An 8,541-nucleotide genomic window follows, 5' to 3' on the forward strand; every position below is an offset into this window, starting at 1 on the left:
GGCCTGCGCCGCCTCGCCGAGCGAGTCGCGCACTGCCAGCAGTCTGTCGGTGGACCGACCGGCGAGGGCGATGCGCGCACTGCCACCCGCGGCGGCGAGATACTCGGCGGTGAGCTTACCGACGAACCCGGTGGCGCCATACAGGACGATGTCGTACTCGCGTTCGGGTGCATTCATGAATCCCGACGCTACCCGAGCGTGTCGGGCAGTTCGACGTCCCTTCCGAGCACGTGCCGGGACAGGAAGGCGCTCACGACCTGGTACCAGATCTTCGCGTGCTGCGGATTGAGCACCCAGTGGTTCTCGGACGGGAAGTAGAGGAATCGATGCACGGTGGCACCGTCGCCGGCGGCGGGCAGAGCCGACCGGCTCAGCAGCTCGTACCACAGTCTCAGCGCCTCGCCGATCGGCACCCGATAGTCCTTGTCGCCGTGGATGACGAGCATGGGCGTGGCGATCTCGGTGACGAACCGGTGCGGTGAGTTCGCCGCCGCCATCTCCTGGGTCATCTCCCTGGCCCACCAGTAGGCACCGTCGGTGGTCGGGCCGAACTGGTCCAGCGCCCACAGGCTCGCGTGGGTGACGATCGCGGCGAAGCGGTCGGTGTGCCCGGCGATCCAGTTGGCCATGTACCCGCCGAAAGAGCCGCCCATCACCGCGGTGCGGGTCTGGTCGACCCTCGGGTGCGCGCACGCGGCGTCGGTCGCCGCCATCAGATCGGTGTATGGCGCGAATCCCCATGCGCCCCAACCCCGTTGAATGAACTGCTGGCCGTAGCCGGTCGACAGGGCCGGGTCGGGAAGCAGCACCGCATATCCCTGGGCGACCATCAGCCACGGATTCCACCGCCAGTGCCAGGCGTTCCAGCTCGCCAGCGGGCCGCCGTGGACCCACAGAAGCAGTGGAGCAGGCGCATCGTCGTCGCAACCGTGCGGAAGCGCCAGCCAGGACCGGACAACCTGACCGTCGTCGGCGGTAGCGGTCACCTCGGTCAGCGTGCCGGGCAGGTCGGGTAACGGCACACACGGCAGCACGGTCACCGATCCGTCGGGATCGATACGCACCGGATGCTGTGGTGTCGCGTAGGAACTGCGAAGCGCGAACAACACCCCGCCGGGCGCGATGCGCACATCGGAGTAGGTGAAGTCATCCGCGACGATCGGGTGCACGGCGCCTGACCGGGGGTCGACCGCAAAAACGGGGCCACGGCCGTGGTCGTCGGCAGTCACGATCAGCGACGAACCGTCCGCAGACCACGTCACCGAATTCGGCCATCGGTCCCACTCTCCGGTCAGTTCCACAGTGTCCGCGCCGAAACTCATGATGCACAGCGTGATTCGCGGGGCCTCCCCTGGTGTGGAGATGGTCTCGCGGGTGAACGCCACCGACCGCCCGTCGGGCGAGATGGCCGGGTGTCCCAGATCGGCGTCGGGGTCGTCGGCGACGACCGATCGTTCCGCCGTGGCGATGTCGATCCGCACCAGGACGCTGCGAACGGCCGCTCCGGGCGCCGGCACCTGCCACGTCGTCACCACGAAGGTGCCGTCGCGGCTCAGATCGAAGTGCGCCTCGCGCAGCGCCGGCCCGGGGTCGGGGGTGAGGTCGCGGCCGTCGGCGCCGAACAGGTGCGTGAGGTCGGGGCCGAGGTCGTGGTCCCAGTACCGGACCGGGTAGCCCGCGTGCAGCACCGCCGACACCTTGCTGTCCTTGCGCGCGCTCCGCAGTCGACGATCCTCGTCGACGTCGGTGGCCGACGGAAGCCGAGACGAGGCGACCACGGTGGTGTCCGCTGCAGCGGCTGACACCGCGGCGCCGACACCACCGGGGAACGCGACGGCCTCGTGGGCTTCACCCCCGGCAGCGGGAAGCCGCCACAGCGACTTCGGCGGTTTGTCGTCCTCGTCGTTGGGCCGGGCGGCCAGGAAGAGCAGATCGCCGTCGGCGGTGAACTGCGGTGCCGACTCCCCCGCGGCGCCGTGGGTGATCCGGCGGGCAGGCTCTCGTCCGGCCGGATCGAGTTCCCACAGCGAGCTGACGAACTCGGTTCTCTTGTGGCCGAGTTCGCTGACCGTGGTGACGATGCGAGATCCGTCGTGGGCCACCGCAAGCCCAGAAACCCTGGGTAGGGCCAGGAATGTGTCGAGATCGCCGAACGGCGTCGGGCAATCCCGGGCGCTGGGAGCAGAAGACATACGGATTTCGTAACACACGCCAGCGCATGACTTCACGCGGAATTAACTCGCCTTGACAGGTGGGACACATTCGCACAGTTAGCGTCAAGCCTCGTACACCGTCAGTACCTCGCGAACACTGCGGATAAACGCAGTGGTCCGAAAAGCCATTCCCTAGCCACCCTTATCCCGGCGGAGGTCCCCCCTTGACACCCGAAGTCGAGGACGCGATTGCGTCCATGGCCGCAGTCAACAACGAGTTCTTCTACTGGATGTCCATCGCGTTGATGATGCTCATCCACGCAGGCTTCCTCGCCTACGAAATCGGCGCGTCGCGCTCGAAGAACGTTCTGGCAACGGCAATGAAGAACCTGCTGGCCTTCGCCACGATCGTGGCGTCATTCTTCTTCGTCGGCTGGTTCCTGTACAACGCGATGCCCACCGGATTCATCGAGTTCAACGACGCGGCCAAAGCAGCTCTGCCGTGGAGCGACAACATGGGCCCGAACACCGACGATCCGGCCAGCGGCATCTTCTGGGGCGCGTTCGCCCTGTTCGCGGCAACCACCGGTTCGATCATGTCCGGGGCGGTGCTCGAACGCATCCGCACCAGCGGCTTCCTGGTCCTGACCGTGTTCGTCGGCTCGGTGGTGTGGATCATCGGCGCGTCATGGGGGTGGCACGGCGCCGGCTGGATGCTGACCGAACTCGGCTTCCACGACGTCGGCGCGGCCGGTTGTGTGCACATGATCGCCGGCTTCGCAGCGCTGGGCATCCTGATCAACCTGGGGCCGCGGATCGGCCGATTCCTGCCCGACGGGACTGCGGTCACCATCCGCCCGCACAACCTGCCGCTGACGATGGTCGGACTGTTCCTGATCTTCACCGGGTTCTTCGGCTTCCTGATGGGCTGTGTCATCTACGGCCCCGGCGGCTACGCCACGATCTACGGAAGCCCGACGACGTTGAGCGCCTTCGCCTTCAACACGTTGATGGGGCTGGCCGGCGGTATCATCGGGGCCTACCTGACCTCCCGCGGTGAGCCGTTCTGGACGATCTCCGGCGGGCTGGCGGGTGTCATCGCAGTCGCAGCGGGAATGGATCTCTACCATCCGGCACTGACGTTCGTCATCGCGCTGGTGGGCGGCGGCCTGATCCCTTTCATCGGCAAGCTGCTCGACAAGATGAAGATCGACGACGTGGTGGGCGCGGTCGCCGTGCACGGCGGCATGGGCTTCTACTCGCTGATCATGGCGGGCATCTTCCTCGCCGGGTACCCCAACACCGACGGCAACCCGTCGATCTCCTTCTGGGGCCAGCTGATCGGTGCGGTCACCTTCGCCGCTCTGGGCTTCTTCCCCGCCTACCTGCTGTCGCTGGGCCTGAAGAAGGCCGGCCTGCTGCGGATTCCGCCGGAGGTCGAGATGCAGGGTCTGGACCTCTCCGAGGTTCCGGCCACGCCCTACCCCGAGGGCATCCCGGTGACCGAGATGCGTGCCAGCAGCGGCACTGCGGTGCTCGTCCTCGGTGAGGAGGTGAAATAAATGTTCAGTCCGATCGACAGCTATGACGTGCCCGGCGTGGTGTTCACCTTCGGCGGCAACACCTTCGGCACGTGGATGTTCTTCATCCTCGCGGTGGTGCTCTTCGTCGGATTCTTCGTCCGGATGATCCAGCACGAGAACCACGCGTACAAGGCGATCATCGACCACACCCCGGTCGAGAAGGGGCCGGTCGCGGAAGGCGAACCGCCGGCGTACTGACACTCGCGCAGGCAGACACGAAGTCGCACGGATCCATTCGGATCCGTGCGACTTCGTCGTCCGCTCAGCCTGCGTTGCGCAACCAGCGCACCGCGTGATCACGGTAGGCGATGATCCCCTTGTAGTCGGCCATGTCGTCCGGCAACTCGGCCAGCACGGTGGCCGCCCGCTCGCGCCACGGTTCGACCGTCGCGACGTCGGCCAACGGCAGCATGTAGGACCGGATCAAAAAGCAGATCGCCCCCGATTCGGGCAACCGGATGAGGTGCTGAACCTCGACCCTCAGGTGGACCAGGCGCCCGAAGTCCTCGTCGGAGGCGCTCTGGATCATGGTTCGGTCGGGACCCCATTCGTGATAGCGCTCGGTCGAGATGTCAAGGCGGCGACCGATCGTCAGCGTCCAATTGGTGCGCCGGTAGATCTCACCGGGCTGCAGTCGCATCAGGAATTCGCGCGCACGGGTGATGACGCCCATTTCCCGAAGCCGCGGAACCGGGCCGTGGATCTCCAGGAACGTCATCCCGACGTCGAATCCGAAAGACCAGTCCGCGGCGAAGGTCACCACACCGGCGTCACCGAAGAGGTCGCCGTCACGCTGGTCGAGCAGAACGATGTCCTCCTGCACCTGGCCCGCGATGTACGCCAGTGGTTCGGCGGGCAACGTGGCCTCGTCGCCGATCACAAAGTCCTGCGACACCCCGAGTCGGTCATTGCGCCAATGCCATCCCGCGCCACGCCGCTGCAGCGACATGGTCTCCGGGTATGCGGCCGCCATCTCCCGCATCAACGTCAGCATCGTGTCCCAGCACGCGGGCCTCATATGTGGCAGCACGGCGTACCGGGTCGGATCGGCGGCGAGAACAGCGGCGCGCTCGGCGATTTCGTGCTCGTACTCGCTGTCGATGTCGACAACGCGCTCCCCCCAGCGTCCGACCGGGGTATGTACTGCCGACCCTGCCGGCTCGACGTTGGTGGAGTACCGGTAGGTGTCGGCGGCGAACGGGAACGGGAACGTCTCGATCAGGTCCGGTGCCGACAACAGGTGTTCTACGCTCACGTCGCTTCTCCGATCACAGGGTCAACTCCAGGGTCTGGCCGTCGGCGCGGGACACGCAGGCCATCAACGAATCCCCCGCCTGCTTCTCGGCATCACCGAGGAACAGGTCGCGGTGCATGATGGCCCCGCGCGCCACCGGGATCCGGCACTCACCGCACACCCCGCGGCGGCACAGGTTGGCCACGTCGTACCCGCGGCTTTCCAGCGCTTCCAGCAGGGACACCCCGGACTCGACGGTGAACTCCTCACCGGTCGAGGCGACGTGGACGGCGAACGGTTCTCCGGGATCGAGTGCGTCGGATCCGAAGTGCTCCACATGGATCCGGCTTCCCGGCCAGCCCAGCTCGGTGGCGGCCGCCTCGACGGCGGCGATGAACAGACTGGGTCCACAGATGTAGAGGTGTGCGCCGAGCGGTTGGTCGGCCAGGCTCGTCGACAGCTCGGCGAGGAATTCGTCGCGGCGCGTGTGGATCGAGGCGTGACCGGCCAGCGTGCGCACCGTGTCGACGTAGGCATCACGGCCGTCACGATGGATGTAGAGCACCCGGGTGTCTCTCCCCCACAGACGCGCGGCCCGCAGATGCGACACCATCGGGGTGATCCCGATTCCCGCGGCGACCATCAGATGCCTGCGGGCGCGCAGCACCGGGGCGAACGCGCTTCGAGGCAGGCGGGTGACCACGGTGTCACCCGCCGCCAGCTCGTCGTGGATCCAGCGCGAGCCGCCGGATCCGTCATCACATCGCAGTACCGAGATCACGTACTCGTCGGGCGTGATCGCCTCGCCCGTCAGCGAATACGCGTTCGCGTTCCGACCGGATCCACCACATTCGACGACGATGTGGCTGCCGGGGGTGAACGACGGCAGGGCTTCGCCGTCGGGGCGGGCGAGCGTCACCGTGCGGATCCCCTCGATCGTGTCGTCGATTCGGGTGACGACCAGTTTGAGGGTGCCGTCCGTGCTCACCGGGCCACCTGCTGCTCGGCGTCGACCATGTAGCCGAGGTGCGCGCCCAGCCGGCGGGATACGTGGTAGTGGACCAGCAGGTTGCGTCCGCACCCGCGGCACGGCACCACGTCCTCGAGTTCGACGGGGGCGCAGGTGATCGTGCGGCAGTGCACACACTGCACGGCGCGGATGTCCACGTCGGTGGACGCCACCGTGATCTCGTCGTCGGCGACATCCAGCTGCACGGCCGCGGCGCGCAGTCTCAGGCACGCGTGGGCGGGGCCGGCCATCATCAGTCGCCATCCGACCCGCGCATTGGCGAGGTCGGCGACCAGGGCGGCCCGCGCCTGCTCATCACCATCCACCGCGTCGATCTCGTGCAGCCGCACTGCGGATCGGCCGGCCGCGGTGAGCTCGGCGCTCCACGCCCGGGCGATCTCGGACCCGGCAGCTCCGAAGCCGATGACGGTCCAGGAGCGGCCGGAGGAGTCGGCGGCGGGGCGGGCAGGGGTGGTCGCCCAGGTGGGCACGCTGGTCAGCTCGAGGGCAGGTCTCATGAAACCTTCCGGGGTACACCTGTGGTTGACATGGTTACCCTTCAGGAAACCAGCCTCGCGTTTCGCCGATGTGACTTGGCTGTCTCGTCTGCTTGACGAGTGCCCCGCCGGCGCCCGAATGGCCGGTGAGCGCCGGATAGGGTCAGCCCATGTCCGCGCACATCACCGTGATCGGCGCCGGCATCGCCGGTTTGGCCACCGCGGTCGCCCTGCGCGGCACAGGCCACGAGGTGACGGTGATCGAACAGCGCACCGACGCCGCGACGGGTGCGGGCATCAGCATCTGGCCCAACGCACTGGCCGCGCTCGACGAGATCGGACTGGGCGACGCGGTGCGAAGCGCCGGCGGGCGGGTGACGGGCGGGGCGATCCGCTGGCGCGACGGCACATCGCTTCGCCGTCCGTCGGCCCAGCGCATCGTCGATGCACTCGGCGAACCCCTGGTGGTGGTGCGTCGGTCCACGTTGACCGACATCCTGCGCGGTGCGCTGCCCGCCGGCAGCGTCGAAACCGGGACCACCGCGACCGGACTGGTCCTCGCCGATCCCGCGGTTCGGATCACCCAGGCCGACGGGAAGATCAGGGACGCCGACGCGGTGGTCGGGGCGGACGGCGTCAACTCCATGGTGGCGCGCACCCTCAACGGCCCGCTGTCCAGCCGGTACGCCGGATACACCGCCTGGCGGGGAGTCGCCGCACATTCACTCGACCCCGCACTGGCCGGCGAGACCATGGCAGCGGGCGCCGAAGTCGGACACGTGCCGCTGGGCCCCGACCACACCTACTGGTTCGCCACCGAACGCGCCTGGGAAGGAAGTGCTGCCCCCGGGGGCGAGCACGCCTACCTCATGGCACGGCTCGCCTCCTGGGCTGATCCGATACCGCAGTTGATCGCCTCGACCGACCCGGCTGATCTGTTGCGCAACGACCTGTACGACCGAGCGCAACCCGGGCGATGGTCTCGAGGACCCGCGGTGATCGTCGGGGACGCCGCCCATCCGATGCGTCCCCACCTCGGACAGGGCGGCTGCCAGGGGCTGGAGGACGCCGCGATTCTGGCCCGCTTCGTCGAACTGTCTCCGGACCTGCCGACAGCCTTCGATCGCTTCGGCGGGTTCCGTCGACGACGGGTCCGCCCGCTGGTGTGGGAATCGGCGATGATCGGCAGGCTCGTCAACCTGCGGCCATCGTTCCTCAGCGGTGCCGCGAGCCGGGCCAGCGGTCTGATCCCGGAGCGCGTGGTGACGTCACACCTGGCGTCGATCGCAGCCACCTCGGCATTCGTGCTGCCCACCGCGGCCGACGTCACCGGCTGAGTCGGCAACCCGTCAGCGCGCCGCCCGTCAGCGCGCCGCGCGGGGCGTCGTCAGCGCGGTGCACATCTTGCGCAGGTCGAGGATTCCGCCGAAGACCGAGGTGGGCATCGCTGCGCACCCCGTCGCCTTCGCGGGAACCGTGGCCGGTGTGGCAGGCGCGGCGGGCGCGTTGCCCCACACCTGAGCAGCCATGCCCTTGGCGCCGCACTTCGGCCACGCCTTGATCCCCTGGGTCCGCAGCACGTTCTCGGCGACGCGGATCTGCTCGGAGCGTGAAGCCGTCGCCGGGCTGCCCACCCCGCCGTTGGAGGCCCAGGTGGCCGGCTTGAACTGCAAGCCGCCGTAGTGACCGTTGCCGGTGTTGATCGACCAGTTCCCGCCCGATTCGCACTGCGCGATCGCGTCCCAGTTGACGGTGTCGGCATGCGCGGTGGCGGTGCCGCCATCGAGCGTCATCGGGACGACGGCGAGCGCTCCGGAGATCGCGGTGGCCATCAGGCCTTTGGTGACAACTTTACGAATGTTCATCTCTGCGGTCCTTCCCCGACCATTGTGACTCAAGGCCCGCGAGTGAAGTGGTGGTGCGCTCTCCGCTGCGGTTATCCGGTCTGTCGGGTGACCCACATCACCTGTTACGGAGGGTGCGAAAGTTTTAGTAGTTGCTTATCTGACGTAAGAGACTCCTGAGAGACGCGGGGTTAGAGCGGTCGCAGACACGCAGAGGCGGG

General features: G+C 67.7%; 7 protein-coding genes and 2 pseudogenes. 3 read left to right on the forward strand and 6 right to left on the reverse strand.

The window, feature by feature from the left end:
- Both WA965_RS14710 and WA965_RS14715 read right to left on the reverse strand, forming a co-directional pair.
- A pseudogene (locus WA965_RS14710) lies at positions 1 to 177 on the reverse strand (enoyl-ACP reductase); the annotation flags it as partial.
- Between the two features lie 11 nt (positions 178 to 188).
- A complete protein-coding gene (locus WA965_RS14715; protein ID WP_526300928.1) occupies positions 189 to 2,192 on the reverse strand; it encodes a S9 family peptidase in 2,004 nt (667 codons plus the stop codon).
- Between the two features lie 185 nt (positions 2,193 to 2,377).
- On the opposite strand from WA965_RS14715, the gene WA965_RS14720 reads away from it, so the two are divergent.
- Both WA965_RS14720 and WA965_RS14725 read left to right on the forward strand, forming a co-directional pair.
- Positions 2,378 to 3,715, forward strand: coding sequence for an ammonium transporter (locus tag WA965_RS14720; protein WP_526300926.1), 1,338 nt, complete (start codon positions 2,378 to 2,380; stop codon positions 3,713 to 3,715).
- The gene (locus WA965_RS14725) at positions 3,716 to 3,934 is read left to right on the forward strand and encodes a hypothetical protein (protein ID WP_526447688.1); all 219 of its coding nucleotides are present in this window, start codon (positions 3,716 to 3,718) and stop codon (positions 3,932 to 3,934) included.
- A 64-nt stretch (positions 3,935 to 3,998) separates the two neighbouring features.
- On the opposite strand, the gene WA965_RS14730 is transcribed toward WA965_RS14725, so the two are convergent.
- From WA965_RS14730 to WA965_RS14740, 3 genes are read right to left on the reverse strand one after another with little or no spacing between them, the layout of a single operon-like run.
- The gene (locus WA965_RS14730) at positions 3,999 to 4,976 is read right to left on the reverse strand and encodes a heme-dependent oxidative N-demethylase subunit alpha family protein (protein ID WP_526447690.1); all 978 of its coding nucleotides are present in this window, start codon (positions 4,974 to 4,976) and stop codon (positions 3,999 to 4,001) included.
- A gap of 28 nt (positions 4,977 to 5,004) precedes the next feature.
- The gene (locus WA965_RS14735; protein ID WP_526300922.1) at positions 5,005 to 5,958 is read right to left on the reverse strand and encodes a PDR/VanB family oxidoreductase; all 954 of its coding nucleotides are present in this window, start codon (positions 5,956 to 5,958) and stop codon (positions 5,005 to 5,007) included.
- Positions 5,955 to 6,497: a dimethylamine monooxygenase subunit DmmA family protein gene (locus WA965_RS14740; RefSeq protein ID WP_526300920.1), complete on the reverse strand. Its 543-nt coding sequence runs from the start codon at positions 6,495 to 6,497 to the stop codon at positions 5,955 to 5,957. The genes WA965_RS14735 and WA965_RS14740 overlap by 4 nt, the downstream gene beginning before the upstream one ends.
- A 149-nt stretch (positions 6,498 to 6,646) precedes the next feature.
- Between WA965_RS14740 and WA965_RS14745 the strand changes: the two genes are divergently transcribed.
- Entirely contained in the window at positions 6,647 to 7,813 is a 1,167-nt protein-coding gene (locus WA965_RS14745) for an FAD-dependent oxidoreductase (RefSeq protein WP_526300918.1), read from the forward strand.
- Positions 7,814 to 8,005: 192 nt separating this feature from the next.
- On the opposite strand, the pseudogene WA965_RS14750 reads toward WA965_RS14745, so the two are convergent.
- Positions 8,006 to 8,236: pseudogene (locus tag WA965_RS14750) on the reverse strand (transglycosylase family protein); the annotation flags it as partial.
- Between the last annotated feature and the right edge of the window lie 305 nt (positions 8,237 to 8,541).

Origin of the sequence: Mycobacterium sp., assembly GCF_049683935.1 — a bacterium.
Taxonomy (GTDB): Bacteria; Actinomycetota; Actinomycetes; order Mycobacteriales; family Mycobacteriaceae; genus Mycobacterium.

Coding starts and splice junctions, on each gene's coding strand:
- WA965_RS14715 (WP_526300928.1), bottom strand. CDS start 2,192: ATGTCTTCTGCTCCCAGCGCCCGGGATTGCCCGACGCCGTTCGGCGAT.
- WA965_RS14725 (WP_526447688.1), top strand. CDS start 3,716: ATGTTCAGTCCGATCGACAGCTATGACGTGCCCGGCGTGGTGTTCACC.
- WA965_RS14740 (WP_526300920.1), bottom strand. CDS start 6,497: ATGAGACCTGCCCTCGAGCTGACCAGCGTGCCCACCTGGGCGACCACC.
- WA965_RS14745 (WP_526300918.1), top strand. CDS start 6,647: ATGTCCGCGCACATCACCGTGATCGGCGCCGGCATCGCCGGTTTGGCC.